Source organism: Roseomonas elaeocarpi, assembly GCF_042433915.1.
Taxonomy (GTDB): Bacteria; Pseudomonadota; Alphaproteobacteria; order Acetobacterales; family Acetobacteraceae; genus Roseomonas; species Roseomonas elaeocarpi.
The window spans coordinates 76,290-93,051 of the sequence record NZ_JBHLUN010000004.1 but is presented as its reverse complement, the minus strand read 5'-3'; the positions used below and the strand labels follow the sequence as shown (position 1 = coordinate 93,051).

The 16,762-nt window shown below is 72.3% G+C and carries 19 protein-coding genes and 1 pseudogene; 10 read left to right on the top strand and 10 right to left on the bottom strand.

Going from position 1 to position 16,762, the window contains the following annotated elements:
* Window positions 1-4: 4 nt before the first annotated feature.
* Window positions 5-964 (bottom strand): tripartite tricarboxylate transporter substrate binding protein, encoded by a 960-nt coding sequence (locus tag ACFFGY_RS05500; protein WP_377043415.1) that lies wholly within the window; start codon window positions 962-964, stop codon window positions 5-7.
* Between the two features lie 78 nt (window positions 965-1,042).
* Window positions 1,043-1,798 carry a 2-keto-4-pentenoate hydratase gene (locus ACFFGY_RS05495; protein WP_377043414.1) on the bottom strand — a complete coding sequence of 252 codons (756 nt, stop codon included), beginning with the start codon at window positions 1,796-1,798 and terminating at the stop codon, window positions 1,043-1,045.
* A gap of 265 nt (window positions 1,799-2,063) precedes the next feature.
* On the opposite strand from ACFFGY_RS05495, the gene ACFFGY_RS05490 reads away from it, so the two are divergent.
* Together ACFFGY_RS05490 and ACFFGY_RS05485 are read left to right on the top strand one after the other, a co-directional pair.
* Window positions 2,064-3,431, top strand: a complete 1,368-nt coding sequence (locus ACFFGY_RS05490) for an amidase (RefSeq protein WP_377043413.1) — start codon at window positions 2,064-2,066, stop codon at window positions 3,429-3,431.
* 7 nt (window positions 3,432-3,438) lie between these two features.
* Window positions 3,439-3,828, top strand: coding sequence for a cupin domain-containing protein (locus ACFFGY_RS05485; protein ID WP_377043412.1), 390 nt, complete (start codon window positions 3,439-3,441; stop codon window positions 3,826-3,828).
* A 148-nt stretch (window positions 3,829-3,976) separates the two neighbouring features.
* Here the strand turns inward: ACFFGY_RS05485 and ccmI are convergent, their stop codons facing one another.
* The 7 genes and pseudogenes from ccmI to ACFFGY_RS05450 all read right to left on the bottom strand — a co-directional run bounded on the left by ccmI (window position 3,977) and on the right by ACFFGY_RS05450 (window position 9,352).
* Window positions 3,977-4,771, bottom strand: a complete 795-nt coding sequence (gene ccmI / locus ACFFGY_RS05480) for a c-type cytochrome biogenesis protein CcmI (RefSeq protein ID WP_377043411.1) — start codon at window positions 4,769-4,771, stop codon at window positions 3,977-3,979.
* The gene (locus tag ACFFGY_RS05475) at window positions 4,768-5,286 is read right to left on the bottom strand and encodes a cytochrome c-type biogenesis protein (protein WP_377043410.1); all 519 of its coding nucleotides are present in this window, start codon (window positions 5,284-5,286) and stop codon (window positions 4,768-4,770) included. The genes ccmI and ACFFGY_RS05475 overlap by 4 nt, the downstream gene beginning before the upstream one ends.
* Window positions 5,286-5,852: a DsbE family thiol:disulfide interchange protein gene (locus ACFFGY_RS05470; RefSeq protein WP_377043408.1), complete on the bottom strand. Its 567-nt coding sequence runs from the start codon at window positions 5,850-5,852 to the stop codon at window positions 5,286-5,288. The genes ACFFGY_RS05475 and ACFFGY_RS05470 overlap by 1 nt, the downstream gene beginning before the upstream one ends.
* A gap of 98 nt (window positions 5,853-5,950) precedes the next feature.
* Window positions 5,951-7,894: pseudogene (locus ACFFGY_RS05465) on the bottom strand (heme lyase CcmF/NrfE family subunit); the annotation flags it as partial.
* Window positions 7,895-7,908: 14 nt separating this feature from the next.
* On the bottom strand, window positions 7,909-8,424 hold the full coding sequence (gene ccmE / locus ACFFGY_RS05460) for a cytochrome c maturation protein CcmE (protein WP_377043426.1): 516 nt from the start codon (window positions 8,422-8,424) through the stop codon (window positions 7,909-7,911).
* Window positions 8,425-8,426: 2 nt separating this feature from the next.
* A complete protein-coding gene (locus ACFFGY_RS05455; RefSeq protein ID WP_377043406.1) occupies window positions 8,427-8,579 on the bottom strand; it encodes a hypothetical protein in 153 nt (50 codons plus the stop codon).
* The gene (locus ACFFGY_RS05450; protein WP_377043405.1) at window positions 8,576-9,352 is read right to left on the bottom strand and encodes a heme ABC transporter permease; all 777 of its coding nucleotides are present in this window, start codon (window positions 9,350-9,352) and stop codon (window positions 8,576-8,578) included. The genes ACFFGY_RS05455 and ACFFGY_RS05450 overlap by 4 nt, the downstream gene beginning before the upstream one ends.
* A 93-nt stretch (window positions 9,353-9,445) precedes the next feature.
* On the opposite strand from ACFFGY_RS05450, the gene ACFFGY_RS05445 reads away from it, so the two are divergent.
* Genes ACFFGY_RS05445 through ACFFGY_RS05435 form a run of 3 tightly spaced genes read left to right on the top strand, consistent with a single transcriptional unit; the run spans window position 9,446 to window position 10,540 of the window.
* Window positions 9,446-9,739, top strand: a complete 294-nt coding sequence (locus tag ACFFGY_RS05445; protein ID WP_377043404.1) for a YciI family protein — start codon at window positions 9,446-9,448, stop codon at window positions 9,737-9,739.
* 5 nt (window positions 9,740-9,744) lie between these two features.
* Entirely contained in the window at window positions 9,745-10,164 is a 420-nt protein-coding gene (locus ACFFGY_RS05440; RefSeq protein WP_377043403.1) for an EVE domain-containing protein, read from the top strand.
* Window positions 10,165-10,174: 10 nt separating this feature from the next.
* The gene (locus ACFFGY_RS05435; RefSeq protein WP_377043402.1) at window positions 10,175-10,540 is read left to right on the top strand and encodes a Rieske (2Fe-2S) protein; all 366 of its coding nucleotides are present in this window, start codon (window positions 10,175-10,177) and stop codon (window positions 10,538-10,540) included.
* Window positions 10,541-10,689: 149 nt separating this feature from the next.
* Here the strand turns inward: ACFFGY_RS05435 and ACFFGY_RS05430 are convergent, their stop codons facing one another.
* Complete coding sequence (locus tag ACFFGY_RS05430) at window positions 10,690-11,433, bottom strand: GntR family transcriptional regulator (RefSeq protein WP_377043401.1); 744 nt, start codon at window positions 11,431-11,433, stop codon at window positions 10,690-10,692.
* 141 nt (window positions 11,434-11,574) lie between these two features.
* Between ACFFGY_RS05430 and ACFFGY_RS05425 the strand changes: the two genes are divergently transcribed.
* The 5 genes from ACFFGY_RS05425 to ACFFGY_RS05405 all read left to right on the top strand — a co-directional run bounded on the left by ACFFGY_RS05425 (window position 11,575) and on the right by ACFFGY_RS05405 (window position 16,715).
* Window positions 11,575-12,603, top strand: a complete 1,029-nt coding sequence (locus ACFFGY_RS05425; protein WP_377043400.1) for a 4-hydroxythreonine-4-phosphate dehydrogenase PdxA — start codon at window positions 11,575-11,577, stop codon at window positions 12,601-12,603.
* 171 nt (window positions 12,604-12,774) lie between these two features.
* A complete protein-coding gene (locus ACFFGY_RS05420) occupies window positions 12,775-13,791 on the top strand; it encodes a Bug family tripartite tricarboxylate transporter substrate binding protein (RefSeq protein ID WP_377043399.1) in 1,017 nt (338 codons plus the stop codon).
* 23 nt (window positions 13,792-13,814) lie between these two features.
* Window positions 13,815-14,297, top strand: coding sequence for a tripartite tricarboxylate transporter TctB family protein (locus ACFFGY_RS05415; protein ID WP_377043398.1), 483 nt, complete (start codon window positions 13,815-13,817; stop codon window positions 14,295-14,297).
* A gap of 10 nt (window positions 14,298-14,307) precedes the next feature.
* On the top strand, window positions 14,308-15,852 hold the full coding sequence (locus tag ACFFGY_RS05410; protein ID WP_377043397.1) for a tripartite tricarboxylate transporter permease: 1,545 nt from the start codon (window positions 14,308-14,310) through the stop codon (window positions 15,850-15,852).
* Window positions 15,849-16,715 (top strand): NAD(P)-dependent oxidoreductase, encoded by an 867-nt coding sequence (locus ACFFGY_RS05405; RefSeq protein WP_377043396.1) that lies wholly within the window; start codon window positions 15,849-15,851, stop codon window positions 16,713-16,715. The genes ACFFGY_RS05410 and ACFFGY_RS05405 overlap by 4 nt, the downstream gene beginning before the upstream one ends.
* The last annotated feature ends 47 nt before the right edge of the window (window positions 16,716-16,762 follow it).

The window sequence follows — 16,762 nt, the reverse complement described above, 5'->3', positions numbered from 1 at the left end:
GCCGCTACTCGCGCCACGGTTTGCGGGCCCAGAGGGCGCGCAGCCGCGCATCCTCGCTCAGGAACAGGGCTTCCTGGTCCGCCGCCGTCATTGCCCGGCGCGGCAGGTTGATCCGGTCCGCCTCGGCGATCCAGGCCGGGTCGGCGTTCGCGGCGGCGACGGCCTGCCGCAGCCGGTCCAGCATCTCCGCCGGGATGGCCCGCGGCGCCACCAGCCCGCGCGTCGATCCGGCGACGAGGTCGACGCGCTGCTCCCGCAGCGTGGGCACGGTGTCGGTGGCCTGCCAGCGCTCGGGCCCGCCCTGCGCCAGCGCCCGCAGCGTGCCGTCGCGCAGCAGCGACAGCCCTTCGCTCATGTTGAAGGAGCCGACGTCGATGTTGCGCGACAGGAGGCCGGTAACGATCGGCGGCGTGCCGTTGAAGGGGATGTGCGAGAACGCCGTTGCCGTCGCTTCCTGCAGCGACAGCAGCAGCAGGTGGTCGTCGGTGCCCACGCCCGCCGTTCCCACGGTCAATTGCCCCGGCCGGGCCTTCGCCACCGCCACGAGGTCGGCCATGGAGCGAAGGGGGCTGTCGTTGCGCACCCACAAGCCGCAGGGGTCCTCGATCACGTTGCCCAGAAAGGCGAAGTCCGCCACGCGGTAGCGGACCTGCCGCTCGATCGGCAGGGTGATGGAGTTCGGGGCCTGGGCCGCGCCGATCGTGAAGCCGTCCGGCGCCGCGGTGGCCGTGCCCTCGAAGGCCTGCTGGCCGCCGGCGGGGGCGCGGTTCTGGATCACGAACACGGCGCCGGGCAGGTGGCGCTGCACGGCGGGCAGGAAGGTGCGCGCCAGGATGTCCATGCCGCCGCCGGCCGGGCCCGGCACGAAGACCTGGATCGGGTGATCCGCCGGCCAGGCCGCGTGCGCGATGCCGGGCGCCACGGCCCCCGCCGCGACCGCCGCGAGAAGGTGCCTACGCTTCATCCCGTTTCTCCCTGCTTCGTTGTTCCGGGGCGGTTCTCCGCCCCGGTTCATCCCATCGGCGCCGTGCCCGGCGTGCCGCTAGCGGAAGCTGAAGGCGACGTCCCCCAGCCCGGCGATCCCGGCCTCCGCCTGCTTCGCGGCGCCGCAGGGCCAGGGCCCCAGCCGCGCGCCGGTGATCACCACCTCACCCTGCCGGAGCCCGCCGGTCCGTTCCGCCGCGTGGTTCGCGAGCCAGCTCAGTGCGGAGAGCATCGCCTCGACGCTGCCCTGCCCCTCGGCCGTCGCGGCCTCCGCCCCGTCCAGCCGCAGGGAGGCCCCGGCCGCTTCGGGCGCGAAGCCCTGCCAGTCGGCCATGCCCTCGCCCAGCACCACCGCGCCGCAGCTCTGCGCATCGGCGATCGCGGTGAGCCGGGACACCGCCTGGCGTCGGACGAAGCGGGAGCTGACGATCTCGATCGCCGGGTGCAGCGCGGCGACCGCCCGCCGCAGGTCCTCCGGTCCGTAGCCCTCCGGCCGCGGCGGCAGGTCGTGCGCGAGCGTCACGGCGACCTCGACCTCGATCTCCGCATCCGGCACCTCCGCCATGTCGAGCCGTGCGGGCGAGCGGTGGATCTGCGCCGCGCCGATGCGCGCGCAGTTGAACGGCGCTCCGTCACGACCCGGGCCGACCTTCCAGCCGCCAGCGGGACCGAGCCGCCGCAGCACGGCGTCTTGGATCGCGTAGGCCTGGGCAAGGTCCGACGGGCGCAGTTCCTCCGGCAGGTCGGCCAGCCTGTTGCCGCCACGCCGCGCCTCGAACAGCAGCACCGCGGCCCGTTCCGCATTCTCGGGCATGATCTCTTTTTCCTTCGTGTCGCCTGTGCCGCCGCGTTCCTTCCCGCGACGCTAGGGCGAGGGGGAAAGCACGCACCACTACAGAGTTCCGATCATCCCATAACGAAACCCTGTGGGTGCCGACCAGGGGGCGGAGGGGCCCGCGTCCGGCCCTCGCCCTCCACCATGGCAGCGCCGCTTCGCCGCCCTGCAGCCTTGCCAAACGGCGCCGCAGCGTTTCCCCTGCCGCCCGGATCACCCACCTCGGAACAAGGACGCGCGGCGCATGACCTATCGCAGCATCGAGGACGCCGCCGCGGCGCTCCAGCGGGGCGAAACCACCGCGCTGGCCCTGACCGACGCCGCCCTGGCGCGCATCGACGACCCGGCCGGCGAGGGCGCCCGCGCCTTCGTGGCCGTGCAGCACGAGGCCGCCCGCGCCGCCGCCCGGTCGATGGACGCGCTGCGCCAGGCCGGCCGCGCGCCGTCGCGCTGGGCCGGCATCCCGATCAGCATCAAGGACCTGTACGACCAGGCCGGCGTCACCTCGCGCGCGGGCTCCGTGGCGCTCGACGGCGCGCCCGCCGCCACCGCGACCGCCACCTCCGTGGCGCGGCTGGAGCGTCAGGGCTTCGTGGTGCTGGGCCGCACCAACATGGTGGAGTTCGCCTTCTCGGGCCTGGGCGTGAACCCGCATTACGGCACGCCGCGCTCGCCCTGGGGGCGCGACGGCGGCGATCCGGCGGCGGGCCACCTGCCGGGCGGATCGTCGTCCGGCGCGGCGGTGGCGGTGGCGGACGGGATGGGCTTCGCAGGCCTCGGCTCCGACACCGGTGGCTCCTGCCGCGTGCCGGCGGCGATGTGCGGCATCGTGGGCTGGAAGCCGACCGCCGAGCGCGTGACGCTGGCGGGCACCGTGCCGCTGAGCCACACGCTCGACAGCCTGGGTCCGCTCGCCCGCACCGTGCGCTGCTGCGCCATCGTCGACGCCGCCATGGCCGGCGCGGAAGTGGTTGAAGCGCCCGACGCCCTGCCGCTGGGGGGCGCCCGCTTCGCCGTGCCGCGCGAAAGCTTCCTGTTCGACGGCATGGAGCCCGCCGTGCTCGCCGCCTTCGAGCGCGCGGTGGCCCGCCTGCGTGAGGCCGGCGCCACGGTGGAGGAGATCGACTTCCCGGAGTTGGCCGAGATCCCGGGCGCCAACGCCCGCGGCGGCTTCGCGGCGGCCGAGGCCTGGGCCTGGCACCAGCCGCTGCTGGAGCGCGCCGGCGACCGTTACGACCCCCGGATCCGCGCCCGCATCGAGGGCGGCGGGCGGATGAGCGCGGCGGACTACCTCAACCTCCAGGGCGCGCGCGCCGCGATCGCCGCGCGGGCGGAGCGCCGCACCGCGGGCTTCGACGCCTTCCTGGCGCCGACCTGCCCGCTGACCCCGCCCACGATCGCCTCGGTGGAGGCGGTGGAGGACTACAACCGCATCAACCTCCTGCTGCTGCGCAACACCGCCACCGGCAACTTCCTCGACCGCTGCTCCGTCAGCCTGCCCTGCCACGCCCCTGGGGAGGCACCGGTCGGGCTGATGCTGACCGGTGCCCACGGCACCGACCGGCACCTGCTGGCGGTGGCGCAGTCTGTCGAGGCGGTGCTCGCGGCCTGAGGGTGCGGTGAGCCGCGGCGACTCGGGCGAGGCGGCGGGGCCCCGCTTCGGCCGGATCGGCGATCAGCCGCTGCCCGAGGCTGCCGGGGAGCGGTTCGAAACCCTGCTCGCCGGCGGCGGCGCGCGGGTGGTCGCCATCGCTTCCCGCGACCACGCCGACCCGCCCGGCCGCTGGTACGAGCAGCATGAGGCGGAGTTCGTGCTCGTCGTCTCGGGCGAGGCGCGGCTGCGCTTCGCGGATGGCGCGGTGAAGGATCTGACGGCCGGCGACTGGGTGGTGCTGCCGCCCCGTTGCCGGCACCGGGTGGAGCGGACCGGCGCCGCGACGCGCTGGCTCGCCGTTCATCTTCCGGTTTCTCCGGAGCCGGAGCGCGCGGCCGACCCCGCTCCGTGTTGACCTGGGCGTCGGGCCCGCGCCGTGACGGCCGAGGCCGAGGCCGAGGCCGAGGCCGGTAGCCGTCCGGCACGGCGTGGAACGGGCCTCCGGCGGGCGGCGGCCACGGAGGCGAAGGCCGGATGGGCACGAGGCCGTGGCCCCGCGCCGTTCAGCCCGGCGTGTCGCGCAGCTGCTGTTCCAGCCCGGCGCGCCAGGGCGCATCGGCGGGGGCCGCGCTCAGCATCGCCTGCCAGATCGCCTTGCCGGCCGCGTTCCGCCCGGCCCTGATCTCGGCCGCCCCCGCGAGGTAGCGCAGGCGGAGGTCGTCGGCCGTGGCGGCGCCGGCGCCCTTCAGCGTGGCGGCGGCGGCGTCCACCTGGTTGCCTTCCAGCTGTAGCTCCGCGATGTCGCCGGCCAGCACCGGATCGAAGCGCACGGCCTGCGCCTTTTCCCAGGCCTCCACCGCCGCGGCGAGGTTGCCGCGGGAGCGTTCGGCATTGCCCAGCAGCAGCCAGCCCTGCCGTGCCTGTGCGCTCTTGGGATCGAGCGACTCGATTCGGGCACGCAGGTCGCCCAGCAGAGCTTCCGCCCGCGCCGCGTCGGCCGTGCGCTCGGCAAAGGTGGCGGAGGGCAGGCCGGGCTTGCCGTGCCACAGGTAGAGCCCGAGACCCAGCGCGATCAGCAGCGGCAGCGAAAGGAGCACCACCGTGCCGCCGCGGCCTTCCCGCCAGCCGCGATCGCGCGGCGCCGACAGGATGCGGTGCTGCACTTCCAGCAGGGCCGAGGCGTGGCTGCCCTGGTCGAGCCGGCCTTCCGCCAGCTGCCCGTCCAGTTCCGCGCGCTGCGCCTGGTACAGCGCGAGGTCGGCCTCCTGCCGTCCGCGCGGCCGGGCCGGGCGCAGGAGGGTGAGCGCCAGCGGCACGAGGCAGACCACGGCCAGCAGCAAGGGCAGGAGCCAGCTCATCGCAGCGCCCCCCCGGCGTTTCCGGCCGGGTCGTCGAGGCGGGCCAGCCTTTCACGCTCCGCCTCGGTCAGGGGCGGCAAGGATTCGGCGGGGCGGCGGCGCATCAGCACCACGGCCACGAGCCCCCCCAGCAGCGCCAGCGCCGGCGTGGCCCAGAGCAGCAGCGTCGCGGCGTTGAAGGGCGGGCGCAGCAGCACGAAGTCGCCGTAGCGGTCGTGCATGAAGCGCACCACCTCGTCGTTGCTCCGCCCGGCGGTGATCTGTTCGCGCACCAGCTTGCGCAGCTGGTGCGCGAGGTCGGCGTCGCTGTCCTCGATCGACTGGTTCTGGCAGACCATGCAGCGGAGCTCTCGCCCGACCTCGCGGGCGCGTTCCTCCAGCACCGGGTCGGCGAGGATCTCGTCGGGGCGGCTTTCCGCCCAGGCCACGCCGGCGATCCAGGCCGCAGGGCCGGGGAGGATGGGCGCCAGGAGGATGGGCGCGGCCAGAACGAGGGCTTGAAGGGCTTGCCGCATCACGCGTAGCGCCGCAGCAGGGGCGCGAGCTGGTCGCGGATGGTTTCCGGCATCACCGGCCCCGCCCAGCGCCAGCGGATCGTGCCGCTGCGGTCGATCAGGTAGGTTTCCGGCACGCCGTAGACGCCCCACTCGATGCCGATCCGCCCGCTCTCGTCGCCGCCCAGCCGCGCGAAGGGGTTGCCGCGCTTGGCCAGGAAGCCCTGGGCGTCATCGGGCTTGTCCTTGTAGCTGACGCCGTAGAGCGGCACGCCTTCCCGCGCGAGCTGCATCAGCTGCGGGTGCTCGATGGTGCAGGGGACGCACCAGGAGGCCCAGAAGTTCACCAGCACCGGCCGCTCCGGCGCCCGCAGCGCTTCGAGGGGTAGGGGCGGGGTGTCGACCGTGGCCAGGGTGCCGAAGGGCATCGCCGGCACCGGCTTGCCCACCAGGGCCGAAGGCACGCCGGTCGGGTCGTAGCTGCCGTCGCGCAGGCCGCGCAGCATGGCCCAGAAGCCGACGCCCGCCGCCGCGGTCAGGCCGAGCGGGATGGCGAGCATGGCCCGCCGGGGAAGCGCGCGGCTCATGCCGTGGCCCCCGCCTCGGGCTGCGTCGCGCCGGGTGGGAGCGTGCCAGGTGGGAGCGTACCAGGTGGGAGCGTACCGGGCGGGACCGTTCCGGGCCGGGCCGGTTTGCGGGCGGGGGCGGCCACGCGGGCGCGGCGGTCGGTCAGCGACAGGGCACCGCCCGCCGCCATCACCAGCCCGCCAAACCAGATCCAGGGCGCCAGCGGGTTGTTGTGGAAGCGCAAGACGGTGCGTCCCTGTCCTTCCTCGCCCAGCACGGCGTAAAGGTCACCGAAGCCGTTGGTGTGGATCGCGGCCTCGCCGGTGGTGGTCTGCGCCAGCGGAAAGAAGCGGCGCTGCGGATCGAGCGTGGTCACCAGTTGGCCGTCGCGCAGCACCTCCACCGTGGCGGCACGGGCGGTCCAGTTCGGCCCCGTGACGTCGCGCACGCCGTCGAGGCGCCATTCGTAGCCGGCGAAACTGGTGCTGTTGCCCGGCGTCAGGACCACCAGCTTGTCGGTCGCCATCGCCATGCCCGACAGCCCGGCCAGCGTGATCCCCAGCCCGGCATGGGCGATCGCGGCACCCCAGGCGGCGCGCGGCAGGTGGATGGCGCGGCCCAGCGCGGCCCGAGGGCGCGAGAACAGGGCGATGCGCCCGGCGAGGTCGGCCGCCGCGCCGAGGATCAGCCAGGCAGCGCCGCCGAAGCCCACCACCGGCGCGATGCGCTCCCCGGTGAAGGCCAGCGCCACCAGCATGGCCAGCAGCGCGATCACCGCCGCCCACCACAGGCGCTGCACCACGGGCCAGGCGCGCGCCCGCTTCCAGGCCAGCGCCGGCCCGGCCGCGGTGGCCGCCACCAGCGGCACGGCGAGCGGCATGAGGGCCGTGTTGAAGAAGGGCGGCCCCACCGAGATCTTGGTCTTGAGCACGAGGTCGGCGAACATCGGATACAGCGTGCCCACCAGCACCACCGCCGCCACCGAGCAGAGCAGCAGGTTGTTGAGCACCAGCGCCCCTTCGCGCGAAATCGGCGCGAAGCGGCCGGCCGGGGCCATCACCGGCGCGCGCCAGGCGAACAGCGCCAGCGCGCCGCCGAGATAGACCGCCAGTAGCACCAGGATGAAGACGCCGCGCGCCGGATCGTTGGCGAAGGCATGGACGGAGTTCAGCACGCCCGAGCGCACCAGGAAGGTGCCCAGCAGCGACATGCCGAAGGCCAGGATCGCCAGCAGAACGGCCCAAACCTTCAGCGCCTCGCGCTTTTCCACCACCACGGCCGTGTGCAGCAGCGCCGTGCCAGCCAGCCAGGGCATCAGCGAGGCGTTTTCCACCGGGTCCCAGAACCAGTAGCCGCCCCAGCCCAGCGTATAATAGGCCCACCAAGAGCCCATCGCGATGCCCACCGTCAGGAAGCACCACGCGCCCAGCGCCCAGGGGCGTACCCAGCGGCCCCAGGCGGCATCGACGCGGCCCTCGATCAGGGCGGCGATGGCGAAGGCGAAGGTGACCGCGAAGCCGACATAGCCGGCGTAGAGCACCGGCGGGTGGAAGGCGAGGCCCGGGTCCTGCAGCACCGGGTTCAACCCTTGCCCGTCGGCGGGCGCCGGCCAGACGCGCGTGAAGGGGTTCGAGGTCGCCAGGATGAACACCAGGAATCCGAAGCTGATCCAGCCCAGCACCGCGATCACCCGTGCTCGCAGCGCGCCCGGCAGGTCGCGCCCGAACACCGCCACCGCGCCGGAACACAGCGCCAGGATCATCACCCACAGGACCATGGAGCCCTCGTGGTTCCCCCAGGAGCCGGCGATCTTGTAGATCAGCGGCTTGGCGGAATGGCTGTTTTCCACCACCGCCAGCACCGAGGTGTCGTTACTGACGTAGCACCAGATCAACGCCAGGAAGGCCGCCCCCACGGCCAGCACCCCCGAGAGCGCGAGGCCCGGGGCGGCGGCGATCAGCCGCGGCTCGCCGCGGTGGGCGCCCCAGAGGGGCAGCAGCGACTGCGCGAAGGCGATGGCGCAGGCCAGGGCCAGCGCGAAATGTCCCAACTCAGGGATCATGGGTCCGGGCTCCGTCAGCTGCCCGAGGGCGGCTTCTCGTTGGCCGAGAGGGTGTTCCAGGTCGCGGGCGCGGGGGGCTCGCCGCGCGACGGTTCCCAGTGGCCGGAACGCTTCAGCGCGTCGGCCACCTCGGGCGGCATGTAATTCTCGTCGTGCTTAGCCAGCACCTCGCTGGCGCGGAAGGTGCCGTCGGGACCCAGCTTGCCCAGCGTCACCACGCCCTGACCCTCGCGGAACAGGTCGGGCAGCACGCCCACGAAGGTGACCGGCACGGTGTGCTGGCCGTCGGTGACGCGGAAGGTGGCCTTGGGTTCCCCGTCCGAAGCGGCGCCGCGCTGGACGCTGCCGCCCTCCACCAGCCCGCCGAGGCGGAAGGTGCGGTCGGGAGGCACGTGTTGCGTGAACACGTCGCTGGGCGAGCGGAAGAACACGAGGTTGTCGCCGAAGGCCGTCAGCGTCAGCGCCGTGGCGCTGCCGATGCCGAGGGCGCACAGGCCGATGATCCAGAGGCGGCGGCTCTTGCGGGACAGGCTCACGCGGCGGTTCCCGGCTCGGGCTGCTGTTCCAGCAGGCGCAGCTGGCGCCGCGCCGCCGACTGCCGGTGGAGGGCGCTGAGCGCGACGGCGCCCAGCACGACCGCGGCGGCCGCCCAGGACCAGGTGACGTGCCACCAGTGAAGGCTCACGCGGTTTCTCCATCGAGCCGGCGGGCGCGGGCGAGGCTCAGCGCGCGCAGGCGGCGTTCCATGATGGCCGCCCGCGTCCGCGTCAGGACGATGGCGGCGAAGAGCAGGGTGAAGCCCAGGGCGTTCACCAGCAGCGGGTAAAGCAGGTCCACGTGCATCCCCGGCGCGCCGAGACGGGCCACCGAGGCCGGCTGGTGCAGCGTGTTCCACCAGTCCACCGAATATTTCACGATCGGCAGGTTCACCGCACCGGCCAGCGCCAGGATGGCGCCCATGCGCGCCCCGCGCTCCTCGTCCTCGAAGGCGCGGATCAGCGCGGCGTGGCCCACCCAGAAGAAGAACAGCACCAGCACCGAGGTCAGCCGCGCGTCCCAGACCCACCAGGTGCCCCACATCGGCCGCCCCCAGAGCGAGCCGGTCAGCAGGCACAGCGCGGTGACGGCGGCGCCCACGGGCGAGATTTCCCGCGCCACGAGGTCGGCCAGCGGGTGCCGCCAGACCAGCGCGAAGAAGGAGGCCACCGCGAGGCTGGCGTAGCCGCTCATGGACAGCCAGGCCATCGGCACGTGGACGTACATGATCCGCACCGTTTCGCCCTGCTGCCAGTCGGGCGGCGACCAGACCAACGCCCAGGGGACGCCCACCGCCAGCACCAGCACCGCCAGGGCCCAGAGTGCGGGCGTCAGCCGCTGGGTCAGGCGCAGGAAGCGGCCCGGGTTGGCGAAGCGGTGCCAGCCTGGACCACGCCGGAGAGGAAGGGTGGAAGCGCTCACCGGGACCTCTTAGCGCCGCCGGGCGCCGGATTGAAGCGCTGCTTGATCCGGGCTTGAGTGCGCCGCCCGCAGGATAATGTAAGGAATCCTCTCATGCTCTTCGCCATCCAGTGCCAGGACAAGCCGAACTCGCTCGAACTCCGCATGTCCACCCGGCCGGCGCACCTGAATTGGCTGGAAAGCCACCAGAAGGACCTGGTGATGGTGGGCCCCGTGCTGGACGACGAGGGCAAGCCCTGCGGCAGCCTCCTGATCGTGGAGATGCCGGACCAGCAGACGGCCGAAACCTTTGCCGCGGCCGACCCCTACGCCTATGCGGGGCTGTTCGCCAGCAGCTCGGTCCGGCCGTTCCGGATGGTGTTCCGCGACGGCGAACAGGTCGCCTGAACGCTGTGGCCAACTGGCTGGTGAAGAGCGAGCCCGACGCCTTTTCCTGGGACCAGCAGGTCGCGAATGGCGTCGAGCCCTGGACCGGGGTGCGCAACGCCCTGGCGGCGAAGCACCTGCGGAGCATGGCGCTGGGCGACCGGGCCTTCTTCTACCATTCCAACATCGGCAAGCAGATCGTGGGCGTGGTGGAGGTGGCCCGCACCGCCTATCCCGACCCCACCGACGAGACTGGCCGCTGGGTCTGCGTGGACATGCGCGCCGTGGCCCCCCTGCCGCGTCCCGTGACGCTGGCCGCGATCAAGGCGGAACCCCGGCTGGAAGGCATCGCGCTGGTGCGGCAGTCGCGCCTGTCGGTGATGCCGGTCGAGGAGGGCCACTGGCAGGTGCTGGCCGAGATGTCGGGCCTGGCTCCCGCGGCGTGAGGGTGGCGCCGTGACCCCCGCGGCGCCACTGCCCGCGCAGCGCGTGCTGTGCCGGCTGGCCGACATCCCCGATGGCGAGGCGCGGGGCTTCGACCCGCCGCCCGGCAGCTTCATCGGGGTCTTCGCGGTGCGCCGGGGGGAAGGGGTCTTCGTGTTCCTCAACAGCTGCCCGCATATCGGCGTGCCGCTGGAGGTCCTGCCGCACCGCTTCCTCGACGGCCGGCGGGAGCGCGTGGTCTGCGCCGTCCATGGCGCGCGCTTCCGGGTGGAGGACGGGCTGTGCCTGTCCGGTCCCTGCATGGGCGACCGGCTCGAAATCGTGCCGGCCGAGATCCGCGACGGTCTGGTGCTGATCCCCGAGGACACCGGGCGCTGAGCCCGGCGCCCGGCCCAAGGGGCAGCGCATCGTTCAGCGGGGAAGGGGCGTCTCATCGGGTGGCCTGAGGTCCGCCCGGCGCGCGGCCACCCCGCCGGCACGGCACCGGCGAGCAGGCAGGCGGGCGCCGGAACCCGCCATGGTCGGCGTCAGAGCTTGTCCTGCACGCGATCCATGGTGCGGTCGAGGTGGCGCGCCAGCACCTCGGCCAGAGCCTCGCCGTCGCGCCGGCGCAGGGCTTCCACCATCTCCTCGTGCTCGCCGACGGCGCCGGCCCACTTCTCCGGCCCCTCGTTGCCGATGAAGCGGATGCGCTTCATGCGCGCCTGGATCGCCTCGTGCGCCCATCGCAGGGCCGCGTTGCCCGACAGTGTCACGATGGCGGTGTGGATGGCCTGGTTCAGCTTGAAGTAGCTCAGCCGGTCCCGCGCGGCATAGCGCTCCATCATCGCCGCGTGCAGCGCTTCCACCGAGGCGATCTCCTCTGCCGAGGCGTCGCGGCAGGCCAGCCGCCCCGCCAGGGTTTCCAGCGCCTTGAGCACCGCGAGGTTGTCGGCCACGTCCTTGCGGGTGAAGTGGCGCACCACCGCGCCCCGCGCCGGCACCAGTTCCACCAGCCCTTCGCCCGCCAGGGTCTTGATCGCCTCGCGCAGCGGCGTGCGCGACACGCCGAGCTGCAGGCCCAGCGCCACCTCGTTGATGCGGCTGCCACCGGCGAGCCGCCCCTCGGTGATCAGGTCGCGCACCCGTGAGGCGACCTCGTCGTGCAGCGTGCGCCGCACGATCGGCCCGAGCGGCGTCGCCGCCGTGGCCGCTCCGCCGGGCGACGCTTCCGCGCTGTTTCCCCCATTCCCCTCCACCGGCCGATCCCCCAGCGTCTCGATCTGATCCATGCGGAACCGCGATTCCTCAGCGCCTGCCCCATCCTCGGGACGCTTCAGTGTTGCACAAGATAGAAGACCTACCTAGAATAACTGCATACAGTCTGCTGCATAGCATCGCCGCACAGCAATGCGGCGCGAAGGAAGAAGCTGATGCCCGAGGGTATGATCGAGACGCCGCGCCCCCGTATCGCACTCGCCATGGGCGATGCCGCCGGCGTTTCGCCCGAACTGACGGCCAAGGTGCTGGTCGACCCCGAGATCCTGGCCTCCGCCAGCATCCTGGTGATCGGCGACGCCCGCGTCCTGGCCAAGGGCGCCGAAATCGCCGGCGTCCAGCCGGACCTGCGCGTCGTGCATTCGCAGGGTGAGGTCGCGCCCGTGACGGGCGACAGCCGGCCGGTTCTGCTCGACCTCGGCCACTGCGACCCGTCCGACGTGCCGCTGGGCGAGATCTCCGAGGCCGGCGGCGGCTTCGCCACCGAGAACTTCCGCCTGGCCCTGCAGATGGCCGCGCGCGGCGAGGCCGACGCGGTGTGCTTCACGCCCTTCAACAAGGCGGCGATGCGCCTGGTTACCCCGGGCTACGAGGACGAGATCGGCTTCACTGCCGAAACGATCGGCTTCCACGGCGTCGCCAAGGAGTTCAACGTCCTGGAGAAGCTGTGGAACGCCCGCGTCACCTCGCACGTGCCGCTCAAGGACGTGTCGGGCCTGCTGACGCGCGACGGCATCCTCGACAACCTCAAGCTGACCAACGACGCGCTGAAGGCATCCGGCCTGGAGCGTCCGCGCATCGCCGTGGCCGGGCTCAACCCCCATGCCGGCGACCACGGCAACTTCGGCACCGAGGAGATCGACATCATCGGCCCGGCGGTGGAGGCCGGCAAGCAGGCGCAGATCAACTGCGAAGGGCCGTTCCCGGCGGACACCGTGTTCGTGCGCGCCCATCGCGGCGACTTCGACGCGGTGCTGACGATGTACCACGACCAGGGGCAGATCGCGATGAAGCTGATCGGCTTCGACGCCGGCGTGACGCTGATGGGCGGCTTCCCCTTCCCGATCTGCACCGCCGCGCACGGCACCGCCTACGACATCGCCGGCAAGGGCATCGCCAACCCCGGCGCCATGCGCAACGCGCTGCTTCTCGCCGCCCGCATGGCGAGCCGCGCCGCCGCCTGACACGCGGGCCGTTCCGGCACCGCGCGGAAGGCCCGCGCGGTGGATGTTCCGCCCCGGTCGGTGGCGGCGGAACATCCGCCGCCAACGGGGCCGGTCACCCACGATAGCACAAGAGCCGCCAGCAAGACCCAGAACGGGCCGGTGGCGATCCAACACAGGGAGAGTTCGGGAATGAAGGGATACAAGCTCACGGCGCCGACGGCGCTGCTCGGTGCGATGATCGGCGCGGTGGCCTGGGCCGGCCCCGCGGCGGCGCAGGCCGACTGGAAGCCGAATCGCCCGGTCGAGTTCGTGGTGACCTCGGGCGCCGGCGGCGGCACCGACATCTTCGCGCGCACCATCCAGGCGGCGATCCAGAAGCACGACCTGCTCAGCGTGCCGGTGGTGGTGTCCAACAAGGGCGGCGGCTCGGGCGCCGAGGGCTTCGTGTACGGCCGCGCCTCGCAGGGCGATCCGCTGAAGGTCATCTTCGGCACCAACAACGAGTGGCTGCTGCCGCTCGTCGCCAAGGTGGCCTGGAAGCCAGCCGAGCTGGTGCCCGTCTCCACCATGGCCTTCGACGAGTTCATGCTCTGGGTGAAGGCGGACGCCCCCTACAAGACGGCGGCCGAATACATCGCCGCGGTGCGCGAGAAGCCGGGCGCCCTGAAGATGGGCGGCAGCCAGACCAAGGACACCGACCAGATCCTGACGCTGCTGATGCAGCGCGCCGCCAACCTGCGCTTCACCTACATCCCCTTCCGCAGCGGCGGCGAGGCCGGCGTCCAGCTCGCGGGCGGGCACGTGGACAGCGACGTCAACAACCCCTCCGAGAGCGTCGGCGGCTGGCGCGGCAACCAGGTGCGCCCGCTCTGCGTGTTCCGGCGTGAGCCGCTGCCCAACACCGAGAAGGTGACCGAAACGCAGAGCTGGGCCGATATCCCGACCTGCGCCAGCCAGGGCATCCCGGTGGACCAGTACCGCATGCCGCGCACCGTGTTCCTGCCGCCGGGCGTGACGCCGCAGCAGCAGGCCTTCTGGACCGAGGTGATGCGCAAGGTCACCGAAACGCCGGAATGGAAGGACTACATCAGCCGCACGACGCAATCCGCGCAGTTCATGACGCCCGCCGAGATGCAGCCGCTGATGGCGTCCGAGCAGGCCTCGTCGCGCGAGCTGTTCGGCAGCGAAGGCTGGCTGGTCAACTGAACGGCTGAAGGGGAGGCAAGGCGATGCTGTCGCGTTTCCGTCTCGAGCTGGCAACCGCCGGCGTCGTCTTCCTCCTCGGCGCCCTGGCCGTGTACGGCGCCCTCGAATACGAGGTGGGCTGGACCGATGACGGTCCGCAGGCCGGCTACTTCCCGTTCCGCGTCGGGATCATCATCATGGTGGTCTCGGTGCTGGTGATGGTGCAGGCCTTTCGCAACGCCGGGGCGCTGCGCAGCGATGTCATCATCACGCGTGAGGGCGGGCTTCGCGTCCTGCGCTTCGGCCTGCCAATCGTGGCGCTGGTGATCGTGTCGCTGCTGCTCGGCATGTACGTGGGGATGCTGCTCTACCTCGCGGTGATGATGCGCTGGCAGGGCCGTCATTCCTGGTTCGCCACCATTCTCGTGCCGGTGCTCTACACCCTGGCGACCTGGGTGGTGTTCGAGAACTGGTTCCTGGTCCCGCTGCTCAAGGGACCGATCGAAGTCTGGCTCGGCCTGGCCTGAGGACCATCCCGTGATCGACAACATCGAATCCCTGATGCACGGCTTCACCGTCGTGCTCACCTGGCACCACGTCGCCATCATCATGGGCGGCGTGCTGCTGGGCATCCTGGTCGGCGTGCTGCCGGGCCTGGGCGCGCCCAACGGCGTGACGCTGCTGCTGCCGCTGACCTTCTCGATGGACCCGGTCTCGGCCATCATCCTGCTCACCAGCCTTTACTGGGGGGCGCTGTTCGGCGGCTCCACCACCTCGATCCTGTTCAACATCCCGGGCGAGCCATCCTCGGTCGCCACGACCTTCGACGGCTACCCGATGGCGCGGCAGGGCAGGGCGACCGAGGCGCTGACCTACGCCTTCGTGTCGGCGGGCTTCGGCGCGCTGGTGGGCGTGGTGGTGATCACGCTGCTGTCGGGCTTCGTCACCTCCTTCGCGCTGCGTTTCGGCCCGCCGGAATACTTCGCGGTCTACTTCCTGGCCTTCGCGTCCTTCATCGCCTTCGGCGGCGGCGCGCCGCTCAAGACGATCCTGTCGATCTGCTTGGGGTTCGGCTTCGGCATGGTGGGCATGGATACCGTGTCGGGCTCGATGCGCCTGACCTTCGACATTGCCGACCTGATCAAGGGCATCTCCTTCCTGGTGGTCGTGATCGGCCTGTTCGGCATCGGCGAGCTGCTGCTGACCATGGAGGAAGGCCTCGAGTTCAAGAGCGTCGCCACGCGGCTGAGCCCGGTCGAGATCCTGCGCGCCGCGGGCCGCATGCCGCGCTACGCCTGGGCGATGCTGCGCGGCAGCCTGGTGGGCGTGTGGATGGGCATCACCCCAGGCGGGCCCACCGCCGCCTCGTTCATGAGCTACGGCATCGCGCGCCGGACCTCGCGCCGCCGCACGAATTTCGGCAAGGGCGAGCCGGAAGGCGTGATCGCGCCCGAAACTGCGGACCATTCCGCCGGCACCGCCGCGATGCTGCCGATGCTGGCGCTGGGCATCCCGGGCTCGGCCACCTCGGCGGTGATGCTGGGCGGGCTGATGATCTGGGGCCTCAACCCGGGGCCGATGCTCTTTATCGAGCAGAAGGATTTCGTGTGGGGCATGATCGCCTCCATGTACCTGGGCAACGTCATCGGCGTGGTGCTGGTGCTGGCCACCGTGCCGATCTTCGCCGCGCTGCTCACGGTGCCCTTCACCATCATCGGGCCGATCATCGTCACGGTCTGCCTGGCCGGCGCCTACACGGTCGCGAACTCGCCCTTCGACCTGTGGATCATGGTGGCGTTCGGCCTCGCCGGCTACGTGATGAAGAAGCTCGACTACCCCATCGCGCCGCTGGTGCTGGCCATGGTGATCGGCGACAAGGCCGAGGATGCCTTCCGGCAGTCCATGCTGATCAGCAACGGCTCCGTCGGCGTGCTGTGGTCGAACCCGCTGGTGGGCACGTTGTCGACCCTGGCGATCCTGTTTCTCCTGTGGCCGCTGCTGTCGACGCTGCTGGGCCGCCGGGCCGCGCCGGTGGTGAACGACGCGCACTCGCGCGAAGCCGTGGAGCCCCGTTCGCCATGAGGATTGCCTTCCTGGGCCTGGGCCTGATGGGCGGGCCGATGGCGCGCCACGTCCTGGCGGGCGGCCACGCGCTGACGGTGTGGAACCGCTCCGCCGCCAAGTCCGCCCCCTTCGCCGAGCGCGGCGCCACCGTGGCCGCCAGCCCCGCCGAGGCGGTGCGCGAGGCGGAACTGGTGATCCTGATGCTGGAGAATGGCCCCATCGTGGAGGCGGTGCTGTTCGGCAGCGGCGCCGATGCCGCCATCCCGCCCGGCGCGGTGGTGGTGGACATGTCCTCCATCAAGCCGGCCGAAGCGCAGGACCACGCTGCCCGCCTCGGGCAGCGCGGCGTCCGGCACGTCGACGCCCCCGTGTCCGGCGGCACCACCGCCGCGGAAGGCGGCACGCTGGCGATCATGGCGGGCGGCGAGGCGGAGGCCTTCGCCCTGGCTGAGCCGGTGCTGCGCCTCATGGGCCGCGCGGTGCTGGTGGGGCCGCACGGCGCGGGCCAGCTGGCGAAGCTCGCCAACCAGCTGATCGTGGGCGCCACCATCGGCGCGGTGGCGGAAGCCCTGCTGATGGCCGAGCGCGGCGGTGCCGACCCGGCCAAGGTGCGCGAGGCGCTGCGCGGCGGCTTCGCCGAGAGCCGCATCCTGGACCTGCACGCGCAGCGGATGATCGACCGGGACTTCGCGACGCGCGGCCGCTGCGTGACGCACCTGAAGGACCTGGACAACGCCCTGGACGCCGCCGGCCGGATGGGCATGGCCGCGTTGCCCTACACCGCCCTGACCGCCGACCTGTATCGCGGCCTGATCGCCGCGGATGGCGACCCGGACCATTCGGGGCTGCTGCTGGAACTGGAGCGCCGCAACCCGCGCTGAGGCGGGGCGCCGCGCTGGCGGCATCGGCAGCGCGGCGTCAGCGAAGT

Coding starts and splice junctions, on each gene's coding strand:
- ACFFGY_RS05495 (WP_377043414.1), bottom strand. CDS start 1,798: ATGCCCGAGAATGCGGAACGGGCCGCGGTGCTGCTGTTCGAGGCGCGG.
- ACFFGY_RS05500 (WP_377043415.1), bottom strand. CDS start 964: ATGAAGCGTAGGCACCTTCTCGCGGCGGTCGCGGCGGGGGCCGTGGCG.
- ACFFGY_RS05470 (WP_377043408.1), bottom strand. CDS start 5,852: ATGAGCCGCGCGCTTCCCCGGCGGGCCATGCTCGCCATCCCGCTCGGC.
- ACFFGY_RS05445 (WP_377043404.1), top strand. CDS start 9,446: ATGCTCTTCGCCATCCAGTGCCAGGACAAGCCGAACTCGCTCGAACTC.
- ACFFGY_RS05415 (WP_377043398.1), top strand. CDS start 13,815: ATGCTGTCGCGTTTCCGTCTCGAGCTGGCAACCGCCGGCGTCGTCTTC.
- ACFFGY_RS05475 (WP_377043410.1), bottom strand. CDS start 5,286: ATGCGGCAAGCCCTTCAAGCCCTCGTTCTGGCCGCGCCCATCCTCCTG.
- ACFFGY_RS05430 (WP_377043401.1), bottom strand. CDS start 11,433: ATGGATCAGATCGAGACGCTGGGGGATCGGCCGGTGGAGGGGAATGGG.
- ccmI (WP_377043411.1), bottom strand. CDS start 4,771: ATGAGCTGGCTCCTGCCCTTGCTGCTGGCCGTGGTCTGCCTCGTGCCG.
- ACFFGY_RS05405 (WP_377043396.1), top strand. CDS start 15,849: ATGAGGATTGCCTTCCTGGGCCTGGGCCTGATGGGCGGGCCGATGGCG.
- ACFFGY_RS05420 (WP_377043399.1), top strand. CDS start 12,775: ATGAAGGGATACAAGCTCACGGCGCCGACGGCGCTGCTCGGTGCGATG.
- ACFFGY_RS05425 (WP_377043400.1), top strand. CDS start 11,575: ATGCCCGAGGGTATGATCGAGACGCCGCGCCCCCGTATCGCACTCGCC.
- ACFFGY_RS05490 (WP_377043413.1), top strand. CDS start 2,064: ATGACCTATCGCAGCATCGAGGACGCCGCCGCGGCGCTCCAGCGGGGC.